31 protein-coding genes are annotated in these 25,991 nt (G+C 41.6%); 5 read left to right on the top strand and 26 right to left on the bottom strand.

Annotated elements, in window-relative coordinates:
- Positions 1-2: 2 nt before the first annotated feature.
- The 12 genes from G3569_RS16045 to G3569_RS15990 all read right to left on the bottom strand — a co-directional run bounded on the left by G3569_RS16045 (position 3) and on the right by G3569_RS15990 (position 9,157).
- Positions 3-800, bottom strand: coding sequence for a F0F1 ATP synthase subunit B family protein (locus G3569_RS16045; protein WP_350356573.1), 798 nt, complete (start codon positions 798-800; stop codon positions 3-5).
- Between the two features lie 3 nt (positions 801-803).
- Entirely contained in the window at positions 804-1,076 is a 273-nt protein-coding gene (locus tag G3569_RS16040; protein ID WP_165271054.1) for a F0F1 ATP synthase subunit C, read from the bottom strand.
- A 27-nt stretch (positions 1,077-1,103) separates the two neighbouring features.
- Positions 1,104-1,796, bottom strand: a complete 693-nt coding sequence (locus tag G3569_RS16035; RefSeq protein ID WP_165271052.1) for a F0F1 ATP synthase subunit A — start codon at positions 1,794-1,796, stop codon at positions 1,104-1,106.
- A 13-nt stretch (positions 1,797-1,809) separates the two neighbouring features.
- Entirely contained in the window at positions 1,810-2,094 is a 285-nt protein-coding gene (locus tag G3569_RS16030) for an ATP synthase subunit I (protein ID WP_165271050.1), read from the bottom strand.
- Between the two features lie 10 nt (positions 2,095-2,104).
- Complete coding sequence (locus tag G3569_RS16025; protein ID WP_205720249.1) at positions 2,105-2,398, bottom strand: AtpZ/AtpI family protein; 294 nt, start codon at positions 2,396-2,398, stop codon at positions 2,105-2,107.
- Positions 2,395-2,805: a F0F1 ATP synthase subunit epsilon gene (locus tag G3569_RS16020; protein WP_165271048.1), complete on the bottom strand. Its 411-nt coding sequence runs from the start codon at positions 2,803-2,805 to the stop codon at positions 2,395-2,397. The genes G3569_RS16025 and G3569_RS16020 overlap by 4 nt, the downstream gene beginning before the upstream one ends.
- Positions 2,802-4,232: a F0F1 ATP synthase subunit beta gene (gene atpD / locus G3569_RS16015; protein WP_165271046.1), complete on the bottom strand. Its 1,431-nt coding sequence runs from the start codon at positions 4,230-4,232 to the stop codon at positions 2,802-2,804. Before atpD ends, G3569_RS16020 begins: the two co-directional genes overlap by 4 nt.
- Before the next feature lie 15 nt (positions 4,233-4,247).
- Positions 4,248-6,656, bottom strand: a complete 2,409-nt coding sequence (gene ppsA, locus G3569_RS16010; RefSeq protein WP_165271044.1) for a phosphoenolpyruvate synthase — start codon at positions 6,654-6,656, stop codon at positions 4,248-4,250.
- A 21-nt stretch (positions 6,657-6,677) separates the two neighbouring features.
- Positions 6,678-7,430, bottom strand: coding sequence for an SDR family NAD(P)-dependent oxidoreductase (locus tag G3569_RS16005; protein WP_165271042.1), 753 nt, complete (start codon positions 7,428-7,430; stop codon positions 6,678-6,680).
- Between the two features lie 40 nt (positions 7,431-7,470).
- The gene (locus tag G3569_RS16000; RefSeq protein ID WP_240894750.1) at positions 7,471-7,662 is read right to left on the bottom strand and encodes a YgaP family membrane protein; all 192 of its coding nucleotides are present in this window, start codon (positions 7,660-7,662) and stop codon (positions 7,471-7,473) included.
- Positions 7,663-7,739: 77 nt separating this feature from the next.
- A complete protein-coding gene (locus tag G3569_RS15995) occupies positions 7,740-8,183 on the bottom strand; it encodes an Hsp20/alpha crystallin family protein (protein ID WP_165271040.1) in 444 nt (147 codons plus the stop codon).
- A 302-nt stretch (positions 8,184-8,485) separates the two neighbouring features.
- Positions 8,486-9,157 (bottom strand): response regulator, encoded by a 672-nt coding sequence (locus G3569_RS15990; RefSeq protein ID WP_165271038.1) that lies wholly within the window; start codon positions 9,155-9,157, stop codon positions 8,486-8,488.
- Between the two features lie 228 nt (positions 9,158-9,385).
- Here G3569_RS15990 and G3569_RS15985 point away from each other — a divergent pair, with 228 nt between their 5' ends.
- Positions 9,386-9,952, top strand: coding sequence for a YciE/YciF ferroxidase family protein (locus G3569_RS15985; protein WP_165271036.1), 567 nt, complete (start codon positions 9,386-9,388; stop codon positions 9,950-9,952).
- A 98-nt stretch (positions 9,953-10,050) separates the two neighbouring features.
- Here G3569_RS15985 and G3569_RS15980 read toward each other — a convergent pair whose 3' ends face one another.
- Complete coding sequence (locus G3569_RS15980; RefSeq protein WP_165271034.1) at positions 10,051-10,503, bottom strand: MamS/MamX family magnetosome protein; 453 nt, start codon at positions 10,501-10,503, stop codon at positions 10,051-10,053.
- 423 nt (positions 10,504-10,926) lie between these two features.
- On the opposite strand from G3569_RS15980, the gene G3569_RS15975 reads away from it, so the two are divergent.
- Positions 10,927-11,172, top strand: coding sequence for a hypothetical protein (locus tag G3569_RS15975; RefSeq protein WP_165271032.1), 246 nt, complete (start codon positions 10,927-10,929; stop codon positions 11,170-11,172).
- Between the two features lie 110 nt (positions 11,173-11,282).
- On the opposite strand, the gene G3569_RS15970 is transcribed toward G3569_RS15975, so the two are convergent.
- Together G3569_RS15970 and G3569_RS15965 are read right to left on the bottom strand one after the other, a co-directional pair.
- Positions 11,283-11,639 carry a sll1863 family stress response protein gene (locus tag G3569_RS15970; RefSeq protein WP_165271030.1) on the bottom strand — a complete coding sequence of 119 codons (357 nt, stop codon included), beginning with the start codon at positions 11,637-11,639 and terminating at the stop codon, positions 11,283-11,285.
- Between the two features lie 17 nt (positions 11,640-11,656).
- Positions 11,657-12,214 (bottom strand): DUF2267 domain-containing protein, encoded by a 558-nt coding sequence (locus G3569_RS15965; RefSeq protein ID WP_165271028.1) that lies wholly within the window; start codon positions 12,212-12,214, stop codon positions 11,657-11,659.
- Between the two features lie 371 nt (positions 12,215-12,585).
- Here G3569_RS15965 and G3569_RS15960 point away from each other — a divergent pair, with 371 nt between their 5' ends.
- Entirely contained in the window at positions 12,586-14,004 is a 1,419-nt protein-coding gene (locus G3569_RS15960) for an NAD-dependent malic enzyme (protein ID WP_165271026.1), read from the top strand.
- Positions 14,005-14,372: 368 nt separating this feature from the next.
- Here G3569_RS15960 and G3569_RS18450 read toward each other — a convergent pair whose 3' ends face one another.
- The 10 genes from G3569_RS18450 to G3569_RS15915 all read right to left on the bottom strand — a co-directional run bounded on the left by G3569_RS18450 (position 14,373) and on the right by G3569_RS15915 (position 20,628).
- Entirely contained in the window at positions 14,373-14,555 is a 183-nt protein-coding gene (locus tag G3569_RS18450; RefSeq protein WP_205720248.1) for a hypothetical protein, read from the bottom strand.
- Positions 14,556-14,856: 301 nt separating this feature from the next.
- Complete coding sequence (locus G3569_RS15955) at positions 14,857-15,579, bottom strand: SDR family NAD(P)-dependent oxidoreductase (RefSeq protein WP_165271024.1); 723 nt, start codon at positions 15,577-15,579, stop codon at positions 14,857-14,859.
- On the bottom strand, positions 15,579-16,235 hold the full coding sequence (locus G3569_RS15950; protein WP_205720247.1) for a 7-carboxy-7-deazaguanine synthase QueE: 657 nt from the start codon (positions 16,233-16,235) through the stop codon (positions 15,579-15,581). Before G3569_RS15950 ends, G3569_RS15955 begins: the two co-directional genes overlap by 1 nt.
- Positions 16,228-16,617, bottom strand: a complete 390-nt coding sequence (locus G3569_RS15945) for a 6-pyruvoyl trahydropterin synthase family protein (protein WP_165271022.1) — start codon at positions 16,615-16,617, stop codon at positions 16,228-16,230. Before G3569_RS15945 ends, G3569_RS15950 begins: the two co-directional genes overlap by 8 nt.
- A gap of 159 nt (positions 16,618-16,776) precedes the next feature.
- A complete protein-coding gene (locus G3569_RS15940) occupies positions 16,777-17,394 on the bottom strand; it encodes a redoxin domain-containing protein (RefSeq protein WP_165271020.1) in 618 nt (205 codons plus the stop codon).
- 4 nt (positions 17,395-17,398) lie between these two features.
- Complete coding sequence (locus G3569_RS15935) at positions 17,399-17,914, bottom strand: TlpA family protein disulfide reductase (protein WP_165271018.1); 516 nt, start codon at positions 17,912-17,914, stop codon at positions 17,399-17,401.
- A gap of 10 nt (positions 17,915-17,924) precedes the next feature.
- Positions 17,925-18,242, bottom strand: coding sequence for an MGMT family protein (locus G3569_RS15930; protein WP_165271016.1), 318 nt, complete (start codon positions 18,240-18,242; stop codon positions 17,925-17,927).
- Positions 18,243-18,338: 96 nt separating this feature from the next.
- A complete protein-coding gene (locus G3569_RS15925; RefSeq protein ID WP_165271014.1) occupies positions 18,339-19,199 on the bottom strand; it encodes a Rossmann-like and DUF2520 domain-containing protein in 861 nt (286 codons plus the stop codon).
- 15 nt (positions 19,200-19,214) lie between these two features.
- The gene (amrB, locus tag G3569_RS15920; RefSeq protein ID WP_165271012.1) at positions 19,215-19,976 is read right to left on the bottom strand and encodes an AmmeMemoRadiSam system protein B; all 762 of its coding nucleotides are present in this window, start codon (positions 19,974-19,976) and stop codon (positions 19,215-19,217) included.
- 16 nt (positions 19,977-19,992) lie between these two features.
- Positions 19,993-20,628: a 4'-phosphopantetheinyl transferase family protein gene (locus tag G3569_RS15915; protein WP_165271010.1), complete on the bottom strand. Its 636-nt coding sequence runs from the start codon at positions 20,626-20,628 to the stop codon at positions 19,993-19,995.
- A 166-nt stretch (positions 20,629-20,794) separates the two neighbouring features.
- Between G3569_RS15915 and lysS the strand changes: the two genes are divergently transcribed.
- Positions 20,795-22,327: a lysine--tRNA ligase gene (lysS, locus tag G3569_RS15910; protein ID WP_165271008.1), complete on the top strand. Its 1,533-nt coding sequence runs from the start codon at positions 20,795-20,797 to the stop codon at positions 22,325-22,327.
- Positions 22,328-22,412: 85 nt separating this feature from the next.
- Positions 22,413-23,639, top strand: a complete 1,227-nt coding sequence (locus G3569_RS15905) for an ABC transporter permease (protein WP_165271006.1) — start codon at positions 22,413-22,415, stop codon at positions 23,637-23,639.
- Positions 23,640-24,817: 1,178 nt separating this feature from the next.
- Here G3569_RS15905 and G3569_RS15900 read toward each other — a convergent pair.
- The gene (locus G3569_RS15900; protein ID WP_165271004.1) at positions 24,818-25,951 is read right to left on the bottom strand and encodes a tRNA-queuosine alpha-mannosyltransferase domain-containing protein; all 1,134 of its coding nucleotides are present in this window, start codon (positions 25,949-25,951) and stop codon (positions 24,818-24,820) included.
- Between the last annotated feature and the right edge of the window lie 40 nt (positions 25,952-25,991).

The raw sequence follows: 25,991 nt of genomic DNA, 5'->3' as shown, positions 1-25,991 counted from the left end.
TACTACTCATTTTGTGTGGTTTGCTGTTGTATTGTTTCAACATCAGAAGTAAAAAGCTGTTCAATATTTCTTTTAAGATCTTCCAGGTAAATATTGGCATCCCATCCTATTTTCCACCCATCAGTACTCAACTCAATGCCAAATCCTATACTGGATGAAACTTCAAATATGCATTTAAAATCATCTAAAAACAGTCTCTTGATGCTACCGGTTATTTGCTGCTGCATTTCGTTATTTAGTTCAAAAGAACTGATTACTGAAACCGTTTGGGCTTCACCACCTGAAACTGCTGTTGTGATCTTCTGTTGTTCTTCTTTACCCAACGATTGGAGCTTTTCTATAAAAACATTAACCGTTTCCTTTTCAAGCGTGCTATTAGACAGCTCTTGAACAAGTTTTTTAAGAATATTAATAATATTAAACGTAGCCTGTCGGTGTAACTCTTTAAAAAATGCTTCCTTCTCTGATGCAAGAGCTTCTTTCCAGTTATGCTGCATCTTTTCAATCTCTTCGCGCGCCTCGTGCTCTAGCTGTTTTTGGGTTTGGGCTGCCTGCTCTTTGGCGTCTTGGAGCATCTCTTTTTTCGATCTCTCCAGCTCATCAAGTTTATGCTGATAATTCTTCTTTTTTGCTTCTGCTTCCGCTAATTTTTTACGTGCCTCATTCAACCGAGAGGCAACCTGCTCTTCTCTCTTGGTCATAATATCCTGAATAGGCCCAAACAGAAACCGCTTTAAGAGGGCCAGCAAAATCAAAAAATTGACTATTTGAGCAACCACTGTGAACCAATCGATAACCACGTCTTATCCTCCACTAATCACATAATCCCAAAAGGGATTAGCAAAGATTAAAATTAAGGCCACAACAAAACAGTAGATTGCTGTTGATTCTATCATAGCCAATCCTACAAATAGCGTCCGGGTAATACTGGGGGTCTCATCTGGCTGCTGAGCTATTGCCGTCAATGCTTGAGACAGTGCCTTCCCTTCTCCCAATGCCGGGGCAATGGATCCCACAGCAATAGTAATCCCCGCTGTGATAATTGATATCATCCCAATAATGCTAATACTGTCCATATCGATATATTTATATTATTATTTCGGTTATTTTACCTCGTTATTTTGTTTTACCTCCCGAACTCTTGTAGCTGATGCGATATAAACCAATGCCAGAATAGCAAAGACATATGCCTGTATAATGCCAATCAACAGGCCAAAAGCCTGCATAATTGCTGGAAAAAAGAGCGGACTTAAGCTCAAAATTATTGCTACAATAAGGCTGCCACTCATGATATTACCGAACAAACGGATAGCAAGAGCAAGCGTACGAGAAAGTTCGCCAATAATATTAAATGGCAACATAAGTGGGCTCGGCTGTATATAATGCTTTATATACGTGGAAAAACCGCGGTTGGAGATCCCAAAAATGGGCACAGCAATAAACACACAAATGGCCAATGCTGTGGCCGTAGACAATGATGCTGTAGGGGCGTTAAAACCCGGTATAATGCCAATAATATTGGAGAATGCGATAAACAAAAATAATGCCCCAATAAACGGTAAGTATTTATCAGGCTCTTCATGCGTTTCTTCCCGAATCTGGTCAACCACATACACCACAAAAGATTCAATAAACGCCTGTCCGCGTTTTATATCTATACCGGCCGTGAGTTTTCTGGTAATCAGCCATGAGACAGATATAAGCAATAGCATGACGATCCATGAATTAATCAAGGTGGCATTAACTTTAAAAAACTCATATTGCCAAAAGATGATATCATCAATATTGAGCTCCATAGCTGGTATCCAATTAATTATAAAGTGCACCTTTGGGGTTTCCCAGTTTCAATAACAGTACCTGACGAACAATCAGAAATGACATGAGTGCTAATCCTAAATATGCCCAGTGGTATTGCAACAGGAGATAAAAAACCAGCAGTAGTAATGTAATTCTTATAACAAAACTTACCAGTATCAGCAGGTAAGAAAACTTATATTCGGCAATTTTACGCAGTGTTAACCATAGTCCTCCAAAATAGAAGACGCTGACAATAGCCCCGCTTACAATTGCTATGAAAATAAAGATCCAGTTCATATCATTTTTCCTATTCACTTTCTTTTTTTACCCAATACCAGGCGTTGATACAACCTATCATGATTCCTAAAACCAACAGCATTAACGTCCACGAATAGGGTCCTTTAAAAGTACTGTCAATCCATATCCCCAAAGCCAACAGCACTAACGTTGGTATAGCAACCGACCATCCGACCAGTCCAAACATCCCGAACCCATAAAGCAAGCCTCTTTCATCTTGTTTCCGAACATTAAGCTTCCGCTGCGACTTTTTTTTGACGCTTTCTTTAAATGCTTTTTTGTTATTTTCGTTTTCTGTACTCAAAGTATTGATTCTTTCTTTTGAAGGTCTACGAAATGCTGTACTAACTCTGCTTCCAGGTTTTTTAAAGCCTGTACTGAAGCCTCTTCAAGATCTTGAGCTTTGCTAAATTCAACCTGTACTTGCTGTTCAATTTCATTCAAATTTTCCCCTCTAATTGCATTGAGTACTGATACAGATACGTTTGCCCCACATTTAACTAAAATACCCTTGTCAATAGCAATGATCTGTTCATCATTATTACTGTAGTAATACAGAATGCCTCGTTTTAGAGCCGCAGTAAAATCTATATGCTTTGGTTTTAGACAGAAAAAGCCATTATAGGCCTCGGCAATTATTTTATCAGCATCCACTTCGGTAATAATACGTTCCGGAACCATTATTTTAAGATGCATCTGCTGGTTCTTCATTGTATTGCCTCCTCAATGTTACCGATCATGTATAATTTTTGTTCAGATATATCATCAAATTCTCCTTTTATAATTCGGCTACAACCATTTATTGCATCTTGGACTTCCACTGCTTTTCCTTTCTTTCCAGTAAACTGTTGTGTAACCCCGAATGGCTGCGTTAAAAACCGTTCCAGCCGGCGGGCGCGCTGTACCGTGTTTTGATCTTCAGTGGATAGCTCTTCCATACCCAGCATCGAGATAATATCCTTAAGCTCCTCGTACTGCGATAGAATTTGCTTTACTTTCTGCGCAATTTGGTAATGCTCTTTGCCTGTTATATGGGGAGCCAGCATCTTCGACCCGGAATTTAGCAGATCTATAGCCGGATATAGCCCCTGGCTGGCCCGTTCCCTGGAAAGCACAATAAATGAAGAGAGGTGGGCAAAAGTATGAGTGACCGCCGGATCAGTAAAATCATCAGCGGGTACATACACCGCCTGTATAGAGGTAATAGCTCCATTTTGTGTACTGCATATGCGTTCTTCGATGTCTGCCAGCTCACTGCCCAGTGTCGATTGGTACCCCAGACGTGAATTAATTTTACCCATGAGTCCTGAAACTTCAGCTCCCGCCTGCACAAAACGAAAGATGTTATCAATTAGTAAAAGTACGTCGCGCCGTTGCTCATCTCTAAAATATTCAGCCATAGTCAATGCAGTCTGGGCTACCCGAAAACGCGCTCCCGGCGGTTCATTCATCTGCCCAAATACCATTACGGTATTATCCAATACCCCGGCTTTGTTGATCTCTTTATACAACTCCACCGCTTCCCTATTACGTTCGCCAATACCACAAAATAGACTGACTCCTTCGTGCTGGGTCACCATATTTCGAATCAATTCCATAATTAAAACGGTTTTGCCCACTCCCGCACCGCCAAACAACCCGGCTTTTCCTCCTCGCTCTATGGGGGCAAGCAGGTCAATAGCTTTTATTCCGGTGTGTTGAATCTCCTGACGTGGATGATAAAGATCTAAAGAAACGGATGGTTGATATATCGGCTTAAAATGATCCGATACTACAGTTCCTTTGTCGTCAATAGGTTCGCCAAACATATTAAACATTCTACCCAGCAATGCTTTACCCACAGGTACTGTTACGGGGGCATCACTATCATTAACAGTAAGCCCGCGTTTGAGCCCCCTGGTTGTGGTAAGGGCTAAACAACGAACAGTATGCTCATCAAGATGCATCGCTACTTCCAAAATAACTCTTTGATTACACTTCACCGTTAGACTAGAATGAATCTCTGGCAAGCGATGGGGGAACCGGGCATCCACAATACTGCCACGAACCGAAATGATAGTACCCGTATTTATTTCTCTTCCATTATCATGAATAGCATAACCTGAACGTTCTTTTGATATGGTAGTAGGATCTGACATACATTTGCTTTTATGCTAAACAGGTTTACTATAATTATTTACTTCCGCTTGATATATATGTTTAATGACTTCTACTACGCTATCCGGATTTACCGATATGGAATCGATACCACTGCGGACTAAAAATTCTGCGTAATCAGGATTATCACTGGGGGCCTGACCGCAAAACCCTACGGTAGAATTCATCTTATGGGCTTTTTGAATGAGTTGCTGAATAGATATTTTGACCGCCTCATCATTTTCATCAAAAAGGTAATTAAGCTTTGTTGAATCGCGATCCACCCCCAGTATAAGCTGGGTCAAATCGTTAGAGCCAATGGAAAAACCATCAAAGTAGCGGGCAAACTGTTCGGCTAAAATAATATTAGAGGGAATTTCGCACATCATATACACTTTCAGGCCGTATTTACCTCGTTCAAGCCCGTTTTTCTGCATCTCTTCAAGTACCCGTCTGGCTTCGCTGGTTCGCCGGCAGAAGGGAATCATTACGATAACATTTTCGAGCCCAATCTCTTCTCTCACCTGCTTTATGGCTTTACATTCCAAAGCAAATGCATCTTTGTATTCATCGGAATAATAGCGTGAAGCACCCCGCCAGCCCAACATTGGATTGTCCTCTTGAGGTTCTAAGTCCTTGCCCCCTATTAGTCCGGCATATTCATTTGTTTTAAAATCACTGGTGCGTACAATAACCGGCTTGGGATATTGAGAAGCTGCAATTTTGGCAATCCCATCCGATAACTTATTAACAAAGAAATCCCCTTTATTTTTATAGTCTTTAGTGATCTTCCGGATTTTTTTCCGATCAGACTCTTTAATTACTTTGTCAAAATTAAGGAGCGCCATCGGATGGACTTTAATATGGTTGCTGATGATAAACTCCATGCGAGCAAGTCCTATCCCTTGAATGGGTAACTGCCACCAATTAAACGCAGTATCCGGAGTAGCCAGATTGATCATGATATCCGTATCGATATCCGGTAGTTCCTTTAGATCAACTTCATCTACTTCATAATCTAAATAATGATCATAAACAGCTCCTTCCTGTCCGCGAGCAGTTGAAAGGGTAATCTCTTTTCCTTCATCTAAAACATTCGTAGCCACTTCAGTGCCAACTATAGCTGGTATACCCATTTCACGACTAATTATTGCTGCGTGGCATGTACGTCCCCCGGAATCCGTAATAATCCCCCTTATATTTTTCATAGCAGGCACCCAGTCGGGTTCGGTCATTTGGGCAACCATAATATCGTCTTCCTCTAACGTCTCGAGATCACTAATATGTTCTACATGACGCACTTTCCCGTGAACGATAGCACTCCCGATGCTAACCCCCTTGAGGATGGGATTAGCATTTTTTTCTTTGAGTTTATAGGATTTAAATAACCCTTTTTGAGCTGCAGAGTGCACCGTTTCTGGTCTTGCTTGTACAATAAACAGGTTATCGGTCTCATCCTCTTTCACCCACTCAATGTCCATCGGCTTTTTATAGTGATCTTCAATTCTAACGGCACCTTCTGAAAGGGCAATAATCTCTTCATCAGACAACACAAAAGAATGCTGTTCTTCGGTCGTTGTTTGCACATTTTTAACGCGATTGCCATTCTTGGCAACGAACACCATTTTTTGGTTCTTGCTGCCCAGTATCTTTTCCAGGATGGGGGTACAACCTGCTTGACCCAATAATGGTTTAAACACAATATATTGGTCTGGATTTATGGTGCCCTGCACTATATTTTCTCCCAGTCCCCAACCTGCATTAATAACAATAGTATCCGGAAAGCCTGTTTCAGTATCCAATGTAAACAGAACGCCCGACCCTGCCTTATCTGCTCTTATCATTCGTTGAACACCTATCGAAAGAGCCACCTCCAAATGATCAAATCCTTTCTCATCTCGATATGAAATAGCACGATCAGTAAATAACGAGGCAAAACACTTTTTACACATATCCATCAGCTGTTCCTTGCCCTGAACATTTAAAAATGTTTCCTGCAGACCGGCAAAACTCGCCGTAGGCAGATCTTCTGCTGTAGCGCTACTTCGCACTGCTACCGATGCATTTTTAACGCCGCTTTGGGTACATAATCTGTCATATGCGGTACTAATTTCTTTGGCAATAGGAATTGGAATCATCCCCTTTTTAAAAGCGTCCCGGATATGTAAGCCCGTTTCGTGCAGATCTTGTGTCCCATTTTTGTACTGTTTTAACTCCTCACGAATGGTTTGGTCTAAATCGTTCTCACTTACAAAGGTACGATATGCTTCAGCCGTTGAGGCAAAACCACCAGGGATATTTACTTCTGTGGATTGCAGATATTGAGACATCTCTCCCAATGAGGCATTTTTACCGCCAACATCAGCCATATCTTGCATATCAATATCGCCAAACCACTTAATAAATGTACTATAGGGCTTTTTCATAAGAGAATAATTAAGTACCAGTTATTTGGCAGTATATCCGCCATCCACCATTAGGGCATGACCTTCTACAAAAGAGGCCTGCTCTGACGCTAACCATACAATGGCTTCAGCCACTTCTTTAGCATGTCCAAGCCGGCCAACCGGGTGTAACCCAATAGTTTGTTCTTTTACCTCCTCATCCGTTGTAATACCCGCTCTTTCAAGCATCGGAGTATCAATAAAGGCCGGGCATACCGCATTTATGCGGATTCCCTCTTGGGCATATTCTATTGCTGCTGTTTTTGTTAATCCAAGCAAACCATGTTTAGCAGCGGTATAGGCCGGAGCTTGTTGATACCCCACCTTGCCCAAAATAGACGAAACATTGACAATTGATCCACCCCCACTCTCCAACATAGCAGCAATCTCTTCTTTCATACACAGAAATTGGCCTCGCAAGTTAATATTCTGTACGCGATCCCACTCATCCAGGCTGTAGTTAGCCGTTAAAGCCATCTCCCCTTCAATGCCGGCATTATTGCACGCAATATCGAGCTGGCCGAACTCATCTACTGCTTTCCGGACCATAGTACGTACATCTTTCTCTTTTGAGATATCAGCTATTGCAGTAATAACCTTACCGCCCATATCCTCGATTTCTTTGGCCGTTTTTTGTAATGCGTCTTCTTCAATATCCGCTATCAGAACCTGGGCACCTTTTTGGGCTAACAGTTCTGCAGTTGCTTTTCCAATACCCATTGCGGCTCCGGTAACAAGTGCCTTTTTATCATTCATTATGTTAAATTTTAATTACTACATTCATTGCGTATAGATCCTATCTTACTTTGGCAGTCGAGATATCAAATACAGAATAGAGGGGGCAAAATCCGCTTACTCCTGAAATTAGAGGTATAATCCCTAAAAGCCCCCAAAAGCTGCTTAAATAAATGCCAGCGACGATCATAATTATTCCTAATGGTATTCGAATAATTTTATCCAGCGTTCCTACATTTTCTTTCAAATCCATAGTTCTGTTTTTTTAATTACAGAGAGGTAGAACCAACCTTTCACGGCTGGCTCTACATCCTTGTGGGGATTTATTGTTTAGTCAATCTGAATTTTTGTAGGCTTTTTAACTTCTGTTTTGGGAACTTCTATGGTGAGAACGCCATCTTTAAATGTAGCTTTAATACGATCTTCTTTAATTGCTTCCGGGAGCGTATACGCACGTACAAAGGTGCCGAAATATCGCTCTTTACGAATCATATTTTTCTCATCTTCCTCTTTTTCCAATTTACGTTCGCCCGCTATTGTTAAGCGATGATCTTTATAGTTGACTTCAATATCATCTTTTGAAAGACCAGGAAGATCAATTTTAACTAGATATTCGTTTTCGGTTTCACTCATATCGGAATTGGGTGCCCAAATCTCTTTTCCTCCATTACCTCTCTTCCATGAAAAAGGAGCAAGATCATCAAAAAAATGATCCATCTCTCTTCTCATAGACTCAAGTACAGATAGATCTGAATAACGTTTTACTGATTTCATTTTACTATCTCTTTATGTTTATTAGCTATTTTAAGGGAGATGGATTTCCACCTCGCTCTTCATTAAAAAGAAAGGCATTATTAATAGCTTTAAATGCAGTACTATCCGCAAGTCAAATTGTAGGTGAATATGCATATATAAATGAAGGTATTCCCCTACACACAGTGACTAATAATCAGATCAGGAATCACCGCCTATTCAGCAGTAGCTGAATAGAATGTTTTTAGTCAGAAGTAATATAGTATTTCTACACTCTTGATAAATGAGCTCACAATATAACCAGGCCGTAATAAGGGCTCACCTTATTGTGAATATTCCTGTTCATTTTCAACCCATTTAACCGCATGCATCATCAGTTCAGTGGCATTTTCCAAATTGAGCTTTGTCTTAATACGTGCACGATATGATTCTACTGTTTTTACTGACAGGTGTAACTTCTCGGCTATCTCCCGGGTTTTATTACCTTTGCCGGTCATCTCAAAAACTTCTATCTCACGATCGCTCAATAAGTCAATCGGTGATTTAGAAATATCTTCACGGCCACAGGCCATATCTAACAGTAACTTCTCGTTTACGTCATCACTTACATAAATACCGCCATTAAAAATTTTCCTTGTGGCTTTAAGTAATACGTCACCGGCCTCCTGTTTCATAACGTATCCCTTGGCCCCCGCTCGAAGTACTCGTTTGGCGTACAGTGTTTCTTCATGCCGTGAAACCACTAACATCTTTAATCCGGCATCCAATGAATTTAGATGTTTCACCAACTCAAGCCCACTCATCCCAGGCAGTGAAATATCAATAACTGCCATATCCGGTTCAATATCTTGATACTCTTGCAGTACCTCTTCAGCCCTTTCAAACTGTGCTACCACATCGTACCCATGTTCAGCATTAAGTGTTTGTGATAATCCTTTACGCATCATTGGATGATCATCAACAACTATAATCTTTTTTTTAAGATTCTCTGACATAATAGTTACACCTGATCCTTTACGTTAGTCTGCAGAACCATTACATATTGTTCGATAATATTACCTAGGCTTAGCATACATAATTTTGAAATGATATGCAGTACAATACTTCCCCACAAGAGTGTAAGGGTATATCCCACACAATTATAACTATTTTCTCTCCTTACCATTCTGTCACACGAGTAGTACCTATAAACCAACAGAAAACTTTAACTAAATTTTTGAGTTATGAAAACGCTAAAAAAAGAACGTGAAATTTTTGACCTCTACGATTTGATGCTAGAGCAGGTACGTGACTTGTATGATGGAGAACGACAACAGCTAAATTTTCTACTTGATGTAGAAAAAAAAGTAACATCATTCGAACTTGATGAAACTATAAATATGCATCGTCGAGAAACTAAAATCCAATTAGATCGTCTTGATAAAATCTTTGATATCTTGGATGAGGTACAAACCGGCGAAAGCTGCGAAGGTATACAAGGAATCATCTCAGATACCCAAAACCTAATTGATCGCTGTCAAAACCCGGAAGTTTGTGATGCGGCAATTATTACTGCGATCCAACATATCAATCACTACGAAATTGCGGGCTATGGTACTGCCATTGCTTATGCCAAAGCTCATGAACGTCATGATATCGGAGAAATACTTCTAGAAACACTTCGAGAAGAAAAAGAAGCAGATTTGGGATTAACAGATCTCGCAGAAAATTATATCAATCCCGATGCTAAATGGACTTCGCTAGTTGAAAAAGTAGAGGGCAAAAAGGAACGGAAAAAGCATCTCAAATAATAATATCTTTTATCAGCACCAACCGCAGGAGTTTTTAATGACTACGATACATCAAAATTAAAACTCCTGTTGGTGTTGATATATCGCTTTTTAATGAGTTATCCTACCTGCCGCCAGTTATCCCAGTATGGCATGCCCTGTTCGTCGCGAAGCATGAGCCGGGTATTATTATGAATAACCCGGGTAGCAATAATAAGTGAATCCCCTTCCACTTCTATCGCTGTTCCCAAGACAGTAATTTTATCACCTTTATTCAATTGCTTCTTCTGATGGTTGATATACCATGCCGGCCCCAAAAACACTAAAATCTCTTCACCTTTGGTTTTTAGCTTAATTGCAACAGTCTGTGTTAACTCCTCTTTTTCTTTCAGACATTCAACATTTTGTATTGTTCCTGTCCACTTTTCAGTTGAACTATCATCAGAATTAGCATTATTCGTTTTATGATGCCTGAGGGCTCTTCCCATGATATACCCTGTACCTGCTATAGTAAATAATGCAATACTCCCACCAAGTAATTGTAAATTACGGACTATCTCGCGTGTATTCATAGCATTTTTGACAGTTATATTATTGTGCGATCTCCAACAAATGCTGTTCTTAACCCAGCGAAGTTACATCCCAAAATAAGAATATGGGGTTGCGCACTCATAATATTAATTTATAGTTGGCTTTCTTATAAAAAGTCAATCCTTCCTATCTATTGTTGAGATCTGTTCTCCCCACAATGATGTAAGTATTTCTAATACATGTTGAACGGCTTTCTCCCACATCACAGATTGAGATACGTATTAGCAACTGCTAATAGCCTCCTTTTGAATTAAATAGCATCATTAAGATGCTGCTACATTCTCCGTACGAAATCAATGCGTATTCTTTTCCCCTACAAAAAGAGATTCCCTCTTACCTACCCAACTTTTACTCTCCAATGGTTACCATTAAAACATTCCAACACAAATTAAACCAACTTTGCTATGAAAAAGGCAACACGATCGCTCAAAATAAAAATAGAAGATGCTGATTATCTTAAAGAAGAATGGGAAAGTATTGCACGGTGGGAAAGTGAAGGTGGGGGCTCCGAAGTCCCTAATACCCCTATCTCTTACATAAATGCACCTCTTAAACAAGGAGAGGTATTTGAAGTAACCGGCGGCAAGATCATTTTTGAAGATGACGGCCCTTATTATTGTGTCGAAGTGAAACTACTGGCTCTTCATTAAATGAGAAAACAGGTATGCACGACTATAAGTACTGAAGGAAAATTATAATAATTCTAAACAGCTACCTTGCGGTTATGGATCTAACGAATAGCTACTCATCGTGAGGTGAGCTAATCATGTCGTTTTAGCTCCTTTTTAACTGCTGAAAAACCTTCTTTCAGATCCTCCCATAGGGTATCAAGATCTTTCTGAAGATTCTTGAAATTTTCTCTTCCAACTATTTCAACCCGGTCTAACTTGTTATTCAGTTTATCTCTTTCTGCTTTCAGCTGGGAAATACTCTTATCCATTTTTTGCCTTAACTGAGTTAGTTTTCTTTCGTTATTTATTTCGAACCTTTCCAATTCCCGGTTCCATTCCTTCAGCTTGGCAGTAAAGTTATCAATATATTCTTCGCGTTTTTCCACTGATTTCTTTTCGTCGGTTGCAGTTACATTTGTTTTTGCCAGTTCTTTACCTTTTTCCATAACTAATGCTTTAAAAGTTATACAGTTTGTATGTTTAAATTCTCATCCCATAATTGTTTAATGTCTTTGGGCATATTTTCATAGATATCATCAAGCTCACCGGTGCTTATGTGATTATACAAAACTATCAAAACGGCCTTGAAAACCTCCTCTTCCTTACCGGCCAACACTTCAGGTAATACTTCTTCTATCCGGCTTTTTAATTCATCAACATGAAACTTTTTTGGCTCACCAGTATAATGATACCCTTCAAAGAATGCTCCGCGTATCAACATTGGAAACTGGGCCGATAAATGAAATACTTCTGTCGGTGACAACCGATCTCTAATAGCATGTAATACAACGCGCAAAAGAATCCATGCCCGCTCTCTTTCAGTTTCAAGATCCAGTAACTTGGTGAGCTCAATAACCCATTGTCGAGCATTACGTCCATACTTGTCAAAATTCACCTTTCCTATCGCCATATTCTCTTTTCCTTTTGATTTCGATTGTCGTTTCTTATCAGAACTTTTTTGACACGACTCTTCCTCCGTTAGTTTATTAAACCAATGAAGCTCATTATTTGGATCCGCCATGAGTAATCAGATTATATTATGGGTAAATCATCTTGTATGAACAAGAAACCGTATTTGGGGATAGAATAAGCAGAGGTAAAGTTGTTTTACCCTGAGGGCATATCCACTACATACAACAGCAATAAAATTCACTCCTTCTGTTGTTAGATCCATACAAAAGTTGAAACATCATTGGTCCCACTTCATGTCATTCATTTAGAACCTGATATCCCAAAACTACAACAACTGTATTATGGAACTATAACTATCCAGGATAAATTACATTACTGCCAATACTATTGTTAAGATTCCAAAATATTATTGATATATTTGCAGACATTTATTTGCAACAGAAGAACCAAATTAATTAAATCAAACAAGACCGAGATCAGATGAGTGAAATACAGCCCAGTGTCAGCTACAGCTTTACCATGCGTTTGTACATTGAAAATAAGCCCGGTATGCTGGCCGAAGTACTAAATATAATTGCAGATCACAAAGGCGATCCCGGTGCCGTGGATGTGGTAAAGGTGGAAGGCAATTACAAAGTGCGTGACCTCACTGTAAGTGCCCGCGACGAAGAACATGCCCAGGATATTGTAGACGCTATTAAAAAGCTGGATGGCATAAAGGTTCGCAATGTATCAGATCGCGTTTTCTTGCTACATCTCGGTGGCAAAATTCGTATTGAAAATAAAGTGCCCGTAGATACCCGCGATGCCCTTTCTATGGCCTACACCCCTGGTGTTGGACGTGTTTGCCAAGCCATAGCAGAAGAAAAGGAGAAAGCACATACTCTTACCATTAAAGAGAATTCAGTGGCTGTTGTAAGTGATGGGTCGGCCGTACTGGGTTTAGGTGATATTGGTCCGGAAGCTGCAATGCCGGTGATGGAAGGAAAAGCGATGCTTTTTAAAGAGTTTGCAGATGTAGATGGTTATCCGATCTGCCTTGACACCCAGGATGTTGATGAAATTGTCTCTACGGTCAAGCATATGTCACCCGGGTTTGGTGGAATAAACCTCGAAGATATTAGTGCCCCCCGCTGTTTTGAGATTGAAGATAAACTTAAAGAAGCGCTTGATATTCCGGTCTTCCACGATGACCAACACGGAACAGCTGTTGTTGCCCTGGCAGCTACGATCAATGCTCTCAAAGTTGTGGAAAAAGAACTGTCTGATCTGCGTATCGTCATCGTTGGAGCCGGTGCTGCAGGAGTTGCTATTACCAAGATCTTATTAGAAGCCGGAGCCAGTGAGATTCTATGCTGCGATCGACAGGGTATTATTAATCGAAGCGAAATAGAAAACCTTGATTCCAGCAAAAAGTGGCTTGCCAATAACACCAATCCCGATAACCTGCAAGGCCCACTTATGGATGCCACTTCGGATGCTGACCTTCTCATTGGGGTAAGCGGACCTGGAACCGTTCCAAAAGAAGCTATTGAGAAAATGGCTGATAACCCAATTATCTTTGCTCTTGCTAATCCCGTTCCAGAGATTATGCCGGAGAAAATCAGTGATATCGCCCGTATTATTGCCACAGGCAGAAGCGATTATCCTAATCAAATTAACAATGTGTTGGCATTCCCGGGACTCTTCCGTGGTGCCTTGGATGCACGAGCAACGGATATTAACGAAGAGATGAAGCTCGCAGCTGCTCATGCCATTGCCAACTGTATTGATGAAAATGGACTTGGTGAAGAGTATATCGTACCAAGTGTCTTCAGTAAAGATGTGGTTCGTAAGGTCTCATCTGCTGTTGAAGAAGCAGCTTATGAAAGTGGCGTTGCTGAACGACCAAAGCCATAACATCTAGATAATTAGAAATTGAAAAAGCTTCCGTGGTTATGCCGCGGAAGCTTTTTTTCTTAAAGAATTTAAGAGTTATAATGCTTTTAGATACTGCCACATAGCTTATTTGGTTACTTTTTTCGTCGTTGAAAAACAGTAACAAGCAAAATGTATTGCAATCATCTTTTTCCGCCTTTTGGCTTGATCCAAAAGGCTCGTAAAAAATCAAGACTAAGAATTGTAGCCCAGCTCCGGCCGGCAGTATGCGTGTATTTTAATGGTCCTTTTTCTTTTTAAAATTAATTCACAAAAATTTACCAGTACAAAATACACAACCGCATACCTTGGCCTCCGCTTACAATTCTAATGTCGTTTGGAATAACCATTTAGGAACGACCGATTGTAAAAGTCAAGGTCTGGTCCCGACAGCCCTCGGGATACGATTCCCTGCGTGCTACGAGGCCTTGGCGTAGTAGTACCAGCAGTTTTTTTGCTGTGCCCCGTTCTACGGGGGGGGCTTCCAGCTCTGCTGGTCCGCCTATCGGCTGATGCTGACAAAAAATAGACAACACAGATACTTGTAATCATTGTTTAATCAATAGCCCCATCCTACCTCACGGCTCGGCCCCTCACTTTTCCTTGCTTTATATTATTCGCCGGACGGCGTTCCCAGCCGCCCGACGACAGATGAGAGCTCATCCCAAATAAGAAGCAAACCAAAGCGTTTCTCTCCCAGCTCGTAGAGAGGCGCCTTAATTGAGAATATTATTCAAGCAATATCCATTTTGAACCCAGACTTCTAAATTTTCTAAGGAGATTGCCATCTATCGAACATAACCAGCTGCTTCCATCCACCAAATCATAGTACCACTACATTGGTGGCACGCGTCCATGTTGTGGCTTTACCACCATCTCCTCAACAACAGTGCGTTCAGAAAGGGACGTTAAGTTAACAATTAAGTTAGCTACATCATCGGGGGCAATTAAACGGTCTCGATCTATGCTAGATCCCTCCCAGGAAGAAGATTCTGTTTGCCCTAAGTTAATAGCTGTAACCCCTACATTAGTATCCAGCAATTCCCGCCTAAGCGACCGTGTGTATCCCAACAACCCGTGTTTAGAGGCAGAATAGGCACCACTGTCTTTGCGACCTTCTGTTGCCGCTACCGAACATATATTAACAATCAACGATCGCTCTTTTGATTTCAGATCATCCAGAAAACGATTAGTCACATTCACAGCGGTAAATAGATTGGCCTGAATCTGCTGCATAAATTCTTTACTGCTCGTCTCGGCAAGCTTTTTTAACAAAAAGTAGCCGGCATTATTGACCAAAACTTTTGGGATGGGAAAATGCTCAGGCAGAGTAATTTCATCAACCGACTTCAAATCACTGGCATCACAGCTTATGATATGAACACAACTATCCGACTCAGCTTCACAAAGCTCTTTTGTCTCTTCTAAACCGTCAGTAGATCGGGCAATAAGAATAAGGCCAAAATCTGTTTCTCGGTTAAATGCCAGTGCAATGCGCCGACCAATCCCTCGGCTGGCCCCGGTAATAACAACAGAATGCTGTTGCTGGTTGGCCATTATCGCACTCCCATAAACTTATGCGTCTGCAAACTAATGCCCCATTCCGGATTCTCTTTCACATAGTCGATAATAAGTTCAACGGCCCCTTCTTTTTCCCACTCAGGCTGTAATAGAAGCTGGGTATCATCGGGACACTTTTCGGCATTTTTTTCAGCCCATTCAAAATCTTTATTGGTCAGTACTACCACCTTTAATTCATCGACATAGGGAAAAATATCATCGATGGGTTCTTTAAATCTCTTTGGGGAAAGGGTAATCCAGTCAAGATATCCCGAGAGCGGCGATGAGCCACTGGTCTCGATATGCACCTGAAGTCCGGCTTGCTTTAGTTGAAAGGTGAGTGGATCCAGATCATGCAATAATGGTTCACCCCCGGTAATAACTGCAAACTCGGCCCCGCTGTCTTTGACATTCTGAACAATGTGCCCAACTGACTTGGGGGGATGTGCTTCTTCATCCCAACTTTCTTGTACATCACACCACCAACAGTTGACATCACAACCGGCTGTACGAATAAAATAAGCCGGACGTCCTGTATGAGCTCCTTCTCCCTGGATGGTATAGAAATCCTCTACCAACGGATATTCCACCGCTTTCATCTCCTCTTGGTCTACAAGAGATTCTAATTTGTCCTGATCGATATCGTTAAACATTGTCCTCTGTATATTCCACCCAGCACGTTTCTGTTTCCCAAACGGTTATCTTTAGTGATATACCATCGGGAATACGCTGCATAGTCTCTTTATAAATAAATTCTGCTATCCGTTCAGCTGTCGGGTTTACTGTTAATTCCTCATTTAATACAGCATGATCCAGCCCGCCTTTTTTCGGACTCTTTGCGGCCCATTTGAGTTCACGGAAATCGCACACCATATCATCGGTATCCAAGTATTTGGATGGATTTAGTTTATGCGATTTAGCAGAAACATGGACCTTATAAGTATGTCCGTGCATATTGCCGCATTTACCGTCGTACCCTTCTATAAAATGAGCAGCATCAAATTTAAATTCTGTATGTAAGGTCCACGTAGGCATTTCTTAGATCAAATATTTAATTCAGAAAAAAAGGTTTGCCGGTTAGCCGACAAACCTTGAAAATAAGCAAATATTGAGACAATTAGGAATATAGCAACTCATAGAATCTCAGCTGGTCTATACCCATCCTAATAAAGCCTCAGCAGAGAAAAACCTTAATTAACGAGGCCATTTAATGGTACAGCCCAAAGATTTTGTAGTCTGCGGATTTATCTGGTTCCCCATCACTAAATCTTTAATCGCATTTTTGAGATAAGGTTGTTCTACCTTATCGGCATTTTTAGCATTATCATCAATGGCACCCCGATACACCAGTTCCATGTCGCTGTTGAATAAGAAAATGTGGGGCGTGCGTGTGGCACCGAAAACCTTGGCAATCTTAGCACCTTTATCCAGCGCATAATAGAACTGGTAATCACTCTGGTTGGCGCGCTCTTTCATATCCTTTAAGGATTCCCCCTTATTTCTATACCCTGCATTCGGGTTTAAGGCAATAATACCTATTCCATTTTCTTTGGCTAACTTTGCAATGGGATTGTATCGGTCTTCCCATGCTTCCACCCATGGGCAGGTATTACAAGAGAAATTTACCAACAAGCCATTTTTCCTTGCTACATCATTCAACGTCAGCTTTTCGCCGGATACATCGGTAACCTCAACGTCCGCCATTGGTGCTTTGGCCCCTATCGAAAGTTCATCCATGGGCTTTTCAAGGGGTAGAAATGCAATTAAAAAAAGCGCACAAATTAATGGTAATACGAAATATATTTTTTTCATTAGTCTACGGGTTTATTGCAGTTTTAATATGACGTTCAAATTTTTTGTAGCTGGCCTTCTTTTCCCAACTGTCCACTACATTACCATTGATATCAATTACTTTTGAAAACGGCAAAGCTCCTGTCCATTTTTCCGATACTGTATTTATAAATGCTTCATCTTTGCCGGTCTTAAAATAAGTTATCCAGTCTACTCCCTGTTCTTTCAAAAACTCTTTCGCCTTATCTCTGCTGTTCGGAAAATCGGCAGAAATAAATATTACTTTCAGTTCTTCAGAATAATTTCGCTGCAATTTTACAATTTCAGGGAACTCCTCAATACATGGTGCACACCAGGTAGCCCAAACATTGATGAGTACAGCCTTTTCACCCTGGTAAGAGTCCACAACCTCCTGCAGCTGATCCGGCGTTATATCTTGTAATTTTGAATCTGCTTGTTGGGCTGATGATTCAGAAGTCACAATAGATAGTAAAAATATCCATACAATATATTTCAAACGCAGCTGTCTTATATTCATCATTCCTGCTTGATTAACTTTCTTCAGAAGGATCCCACAAATGAGCCTCAATGTCAACCTGATATTCATCAATAAAGGTAACCCCTTCTTGTTTCAGGCGTTCTTGCATCGTATCATCCGGAAAGTGGGAACGCCCCGTTAGCTCACCTTCTCTGTTAACAACACGATGGGCAGGAATCTTCGTTTCTCCGGTATTATTAAGAGCATAGCCTACCATGCGAGCCCCGGATGTGATCCCTAAGTACTCGGCAATAACACCATACGTACAAACTCGCCCTCTTGGAATCCGATCGACCACCTCATGTACTCGTTTATAATTATTCTTTGTCATTTCCCTTTCTTATGTGAGGCTATATCGGCTCTTCATCTGCGTATAACTGTAAGAAGAGTATCTTTATACAAAGAAAAGGACTAAAGAATCGATTCCCTATTTCAGGATACTATAAAACTGATCAGCTGTTTCATCTGTTATAGCCCCTGAACGAAGCGCCAATGCAACAGTATTACGACCTAACTGACTATATATTTTCCGTAGCTCCTCATCCTCTTCCAACAATTGCAGATGCTTTTTAACCGTCGAAAGATCTCCCCTTTGAATGGGGCCGGTAAGCGCTTCTTCAAGAGAATATTTTCCAGCATTTGTTACAGTCTGTTGAACAAGGGGAAGCAGGGCTTTTTTGCTCTCTCCCCTGGAAAGATCACCAAGAGCTGCAGTATTAACAGCCGCATCAAGAATAGTATGTACATAATTCGAAGCCATAACAGCTGCGGCGTGAAGATGAGATTTCTGCTCTTCATTGACCTGGAAAAAATGGGCTCCCAACAGTTCTGCAATTTCCTTGAGGAATGGGAAGGCAGAGTTATCTCCCTGCATACTAAAATATATATCCTCAAAACGATCAGAGGTGGAACCCGGTGGAAAGGTTTGCAGGGGATGAAATGAGGCCGTGGTGCCCCCCTTTTCCTGTAGCTCCTTCAACAAATGCGCAGATTCATTGCCGGAACAATGTACAATCGTTTTATCACTCCAGTCATCACTAAGACTTGCTAATCTATCGGCTACTTGAGTGATAGACCGATCGGGTACCGTTAAAAAAATAATCTGCCCGAGCTCTTCTTTGGTATTGGGGAACGTACCCTTCTCTTCAACCTGTACTTCTTGAACCAGTGGTTCGACCTTGGCCAAGGTACGATTAAAAATACTTTTAATGGGAATGCCCTTTGTTGCAAATCCCCTAATAAAGGCACTCCCCAACCCGCCTGTTCCTATTATAGTTGTATCAGGCAAATGCATGTTGTGAGGTTAAAATACCACTCGTTGACGGTCGGCATAGGCCGTTAACAAACTACCGGAATAATCATCATACTCACCGCCTAAAAAATTAAGATCCAGCTCCCATTTATTGGCTACCAGGATACCGGCGATAAAAGCTGTTGTCCCGTCAATGTGGGAATCTCCGCTATTAAGATAGTTCATCAGGGCAGATTCATTCTTGTCTTCAATCATTTCAACAACACGACTGAACTCTTCTTTGCGATCGTTATCAAGATCACAACAAAAGACGATTAAGGCACTTCGTGAAGCTAAAACCTCTTCCAACACATACCCAATTTCTTTTACAATAGAAGGATCAGGGTCGGCAATCTGAATACCTAAAGCTTTGAAGTCATCAGAAATAGTCTGCAAAAACATCAGCTGTTGGAACAGACTGATATCTTCGTTGAATGCCTCATCATGGATAAAGAAATCGTCATCTTCATCACAAAATTCGTTACGCATATAATCGTTTACCGGCACTTCGCCCAGTGAAGTGCTATACGTAGCATTAGAACACATCGGCAACTTCTTATCCAGCTTTTCATCGTATGACTCGACGACTACCACTGTATCATAATTAGACATATCAAGGCGACTGTAAATATCGCAAGCTCGATCAAAGTTGTCTTCATTTATTCGTTCGGGAGCAAAAAGAAGGCGGATATGATCGTTGGGACCGTCCTGTTTCTCTTTTGCCTTGCTAATACCTTTTGCAATTTGTTCCCGTGAGTAGGAGGTAATATTCATAAAAAGTTATGCTAATCTATTTTTTAGTCTGATAATGTGCAATAGCCAACCAGTCATTTTCTGACCTGAAACTACAAATTTTAGCTCTTTTGTCATTATTAATTTCTACAAAATAAGCATCCTCTTCGCTTTGTACCCGCACTTGGTTCATATTTAGTCGAAGACCTTGTCCCCGAAGTTTTATGAAGGCCTCTTTTATGGTCCACAGCCGTATTGTTTCCAACTCGGCCAGCCCTTCTGATTCTTCAGGATGCAAAATTCGTGAACGCAACCTAGCAGATACTTCCCTTGCTATCGGTTCTAAGTCAACTCCCACAGCCCGGTTAGGCGATATACCACAAAATACCTTATCCTTGCTGTGTGCTATACTTATATAGTATCGACGCGAATGCCCCACTCCATAAGGTTGTCCTAATTTATCTTTCTGAACCGAAAACTCCTCTTCATTCCATTTGCGAGCCATCTTCTTTAAAAGGACCCGTGAAGTAATAAATTCTTGCTGTCTCGTTTTGTTCGAAAACGAGTGAAACTCTTCCAATTCCGTTTCGCTTAATAAAGAAACTGCGCTATTAGTAACAGAACGAAGTCGCTCTAGAACAAATTGTCCCTGAAGAGAAAGTTGTTCGTTTATTTGTTGGGAGATATCCCGCATATAGGTCATTGATTACAATAATTAACGGCTGAAAATCTTTAAATTTCTGCACATCTGAAACTATTTCTGGAAGTTCAGAAAAAAATCACAACTTTACGCTTAATTCTTTATTTTTAGCGACTTGTAACAACGTTCAACACAATAGAATCAAACACAGCATTTTCTCATGAGCAATACTGAATCTTCAGTAAGCGAACAGCACGAAATACGTCTAGAAAAATTAGAGGAGCTTCGTGATTTAGGTTACGAACCATATCCTCATGATTTTGAGGTAACCCATAAGAGTAAATACATTCTGGACCATCCCGAACTTATAAAACAGGATGACCAAGACGAAGACGATGTTGAAAAAGTGTCGGTTGCAGGTCGTGTCATGACACGACGTATCATGGGAAAATCAACCTTCTTCAACCTGCAAGATTCTGAAGGAGAAATTCAGGTCTATATTCGCCGTGATGATGTAGGAAAGGAAGAGTACAACAAAGTATTTAAAAAGCTCACCGATATTGGCGATATCGTGGGGATCAAAGGACATGTTTTCAAAACCGGAACCGGTGAAACTACGGTCTACGCTAAAGAATTTCAGCTACTCAGTAAAACGCTGCGCCCCATTCCGGTACCTAAAGAAGTTGAAGAGGATGGCGAAACGAAAGTGTATGATGCCTTCTCTGACAAAGAGCAGCGCTATCGCCAACGGTATCTCGATCTTATTGTAAACCCAGAAGTGCGTGATGTCTTCCAGCAGCGTACCGAGATGGTACAGGCGATGCGTAACTTTATGAACGACAAAGGCTATATGGAGGTTGAAACTCCGATTTTGCAGCCTATTTATGGGGGCGCATCCGCAGAACCTTTTGTGACACACCACAACGCACTGGATATGAAGCTCTACCTGCGTATTGCCAATGAGCTATATCTCAAACGTCTTATTGTGGGCGGATATGATGGTGTCTACGAATTCTCAAAAGACTTCCGTAATGAAGGACTCTCCCGTTTCCACAACCCGGAATTTACCCAGGTTGAACTCTATGTAGCATACAAAGATTACGACTGGATGATGAACTTTGTAGAAAGTATGGTAGAGACGGTAGCTAAAGAGCTTCACGGTTCTACAACAGTACAGGTAGGCGATAACGAGATCGACTTTGAACGCCCCTGGCCCCGAATTCCTATGTTTGAGGCTATTGAGAACGAAACCGGCAAGGATCTGTATGGCAAAGATCTGGACGAACTCAAGGCTGCTGCCAAAGATCTTAACATTGAGTTGGAAGACAGTTATGGCAAGGGCAAAATTATTGATGAAATATTTGGTGAATTTGTTGAGCCAAAACTTATTCAGCCCACATTTATCACTGACTACCCCATTGAGATGAGTCCGTTGGCCAAGAAACACCGTGAGAAAGAAGGGCTGGTTGAACGGTTCGAATGTATCTGTAACGGTAAAGAGATTGCAAATGCATTCTCAGAGCTCAACGATCCTGTAGATCAGCGTGAACGTTTTGAAGAGCAGGCCCGCCTGCGCGCTGAAGGTGACGAAGAGGCAATGACCATCGACGAAGACTTTCTACAGGCGCTGGAATACGGTATGCCTCCCACAGCAGGACTCGGCATCGGTATTGACCGACTTGCTATGATTATGACAGATTCCGACTCGATCCGCGATGTCCTTTTCTTTCCACAGATGAAACCGGAGAAGTAATTATAGTTATTGGTTATTGGCTATTTGGGGCTTTATCGCCTCAAAAGCCAATTAACAAATAACTAATAACCAATAACATTTTACTATGAACTTCGAATGGTATTTGGCCAAGCGATATTTCAAGGGTAAGCGCAAAGGATCCAGCTTCTTATCCTTTATTAAGGTTATGGCCATAACCGGCGTTGCCGTAGGTTCGGCCGGCCTGCTCATCGCTCTTTCTGTAGTTCATGGCTTCAAATCCGTTATTAACGATAAAGTTCTGGGCTTCGCTCCCCATGTTACCATAACGACCTTCAACGGCACTCCTATTTCACAGGCTGATACCCTGATATCGGATCTCAGACAGTATCCCGAAATTGATGAGATTCAACCCGTTATTACCAGCCAAAGTATGTTACAATCATCCGAAGATGTAACGGGAACGCTTTTTAAAGGGGTTTCCAAAGAAGGCGATCTCACGGATATCCGAAACTATATAACAAAAGGCAGCTATAATTTGGGGACCGACTCTACCGGCCTGCCCGGTATGGTGCTGGGGTCCAAAATTGCTAAAACACTGGGTGCTGATATCAACTCTGTGCTCACCGCCTATACTATTGATGGGCTGCCCTCTCCACTGAACTCCCCGGAAATTAAGCAGTTTCGGCTAACAGGTATCTATCAAACCGGCATAAGCCAGTTCGATAATATTTTAGCACTTGTTGCTCGTCCCCATGCCCAAAAGCTGTTCCAGTTTCAGGAATCCAGCGCCTCGGCTATCGAAATCCGATTAAAAGATCCGTCAAAGATTGAATCTTTGAATCAAAAATTTATTGCCAGCCTGGAGTATCCTTACTTTTCAGAAACAATATATAAACGCTACAGCAGTCTCTTTGCGTGGGTTGACCTACAGGAAGAAACTATCCCCTTTGTAATAAGCGTAATGATAATCGTAGCGGCCTTTAACCTAATTGGCACCGTTCTGATGATGGTTCTTACCCGTACTCGGGATATTGGTATCCTTAAAACAATGGGGGCCAGCAACAAGAGTATACGGGGTATCTTTCTGTTAGAGGGATTTTTTGTAGCCGTTGTTGGTTTAGCAATCGGAATTGCTCTTTCTGTCACTTTTGCCTGGCTTCAGACCGCCTATCATATTATTCCCTTATCCGAAGAAAACTACTATATGGCCTACGCTCCGGTAGAGCCACACTTACTCGACTTTTTCCTTGTTAGCGTAGTTACTTTTGTACTATGTGCCTTAGCATCATGGCTGCCGGCCCGAATTGCTGCTAAAACAGACCCTCTCAAGGTTATTGCTTACGGGCGATAGTCTACTTATGAGTTCGCGTAGATTCTAAAGAGGCACTCCTCATACATCAGCCGGTTGTCTCAAAGAGATTGCCGTGTCAACCCGCTTGTGCCAGGCTGACCCACCCTTGTTCCCTCCCTGCAAGCATGGAGGGAGACGTTATTTTGAGGATATTGCATAAGTAACAGCAATTCAGGCGCTGTTTTTAAAGAATAAAAGCAACGTTATCCCAAGGTTCCCCGTTTTATGGATAAGCGCAGCCGAGGGATCCATGGAAGAGGCTCGCTTAGTGTCTAAGAGGTAGGTAATATTCCCCTCCGGGGAGGGGAGTAAGGGGTGGGTAATTAGTTAAAAGAGTTATCTAACAGAGTGGGGTTACTGCATAGTGGAGGAACAAATAACCTACAGGTCATGTCGAACCGCTGGCAATTCGTGAGATATCTCATCTGCTTGCTTGGCACTCTCTTACCCCAATGCTAATATCGGTTTAAAAATGTTAAAAGCAGTGTCACTGCAAGGGATTCCGGCGATTCTTCGGAAGACCGTGGCAGTCTCCTTTTCTTAGATCGCAAAGTGCGCCGAAGCCATACCTTCACTCAAAAACTTCGACAGAGTTCACCTCGGCGTAGGTGTGCGTAGTATCCAAAGGATATCCTTTAACGCATCGAGTAGCTATATCAGGGAGATCGCCGCGTTCCGTTTCACTGCACTCGCGATGTCAGTCGTTGATAGAGCAAGAAGAAGTCCTCCTTGCGGCTGAAACGAAGATGGGGTTGCCAGCGGAAACCGAAGGTTGTACAGGTAGGCGCCTCGAAGTTTTAACGTAGTGGCGGAAGATGAACAGCCATAATTGAAATGTAATTATAACTTATTTTCTACCTATCTGTGCAGACAACATCAACGCTACGGGAGTACAGCTCCCTTAAAGCTATTATCCTCTCAAGGTTATTGCCTACGGGCGATAAAAATATACAGAATGAAACAACCAGCTGTACGTAAACGACAATTAAGTACTACTTACCTATTAATCAACCCTGTTGAACGAGATGCCATCTCGTTCATTTATTCCCCCATTTCTATCTAACAGAGTTAACAGCTAGCACTACGTACAATATGAACGGGATGCCATCCCGTTATACATTTATTGCCTCTGCTTACCAGAAGTGATCTTACTCTCTAATTCTTGATTGATTTACTTTTTAGGACAGAGAGGAAGCGATTTCTATATCCCGACACTCCTCAAACATATCATCATATGCATCGATACGTTTAGACCAATCCAAATGCTTGTTAATATTCTGTAAAGAAGTATTTGGCAGCGGTTTAGTCTCCTCTGTCAGTAGATCTTTTAGATAGTGAAACAGGTCATCTTCGGTATCATACAACACAGGGGCATGCAACAAGGGTTCATGCAGATTTTCGGGAATAAGTTCGGGGTAATGAAGCCGATTGGGAACCAGTGGATGGCAACCACAGTATATCGCCTCCATAATGGCTACACAGAAAAATTCATAGGTCGCTGTTGAAACTACAATATCACCGCTGTGTAACAAACGGCTATAGCTCTCTTCGTTTTCTACGTATCCAAAGTGAGTAATATGGCGCCCATACCGCTCCCACGCTTTTTCGAACTCTTCCGGTTTCTCGTGCTGGGTATCTCCGGCTAAGATAAGGTCAAACGTCAGATCGATATCATTCAACCGGTTAAGTACCCTAAAAAACATCGCAGGATTCCGATCGAATTGCCAGCGTTGATTCCAGACAATCACTGGATTTTCATTGGATTCACGCTGAGCCGATTGCTTATCAAACCGCTTCAAATTCAGGCCCGGATACAGAACCCTGCTCTTTGAGGCTATCTTATCAACAGGATAATAGTGTTTATCATCCGGGTGATGCTCCAAAAATTTGGGCAGGGCTTCTAAAAAATCATCCCGGTGAAAGTTCGATGAAAAAATAAGTTGGTCGGCCGAGAGCATACTCAAATAATTGAGGTAGCAGTAGGTGAGATCGCGCTCTTCCCCTTCCGGCATCGGCTGGGTAAACTGATTTTCGTGCATATACATTACTTTGGGAATCTCAGCAAACCGGGGATTTGTAAGCGCTAAGAAAGCAGGCAGATTGGTCATACTACTCACCAGCAAGAGGTCAATATCTTCGGCTATGTCTTGAGTCATCCCGGCTAATACCACCGAGTTGCCGTGCATCTGCCACTTTTTACCCTTATAGCTGAGGCTCACCGGAATAATATTATGACGCGAATGCTTCTCTAAGCCCTTTAAAAAAGCTTTATGTGATCCGCTGTAGAACGGCTCAACAGCCAAAATATTCATAGATGTCACACTAAACAGTTAATGCTAATTTTTATCCAAT

This window comes from Fodinibius halophilus, from assembly GCF_011059105.1.
GTDB classification, from domain to species: Bacteria; Bacteroidota; Rhodothermia; order Balneolales; family Balneolaceae; genus Fodinibius; species Fodinibius halophilus.
This window is presented reverse-complemented; position numbering and strand designations above follow the sequence as displayed.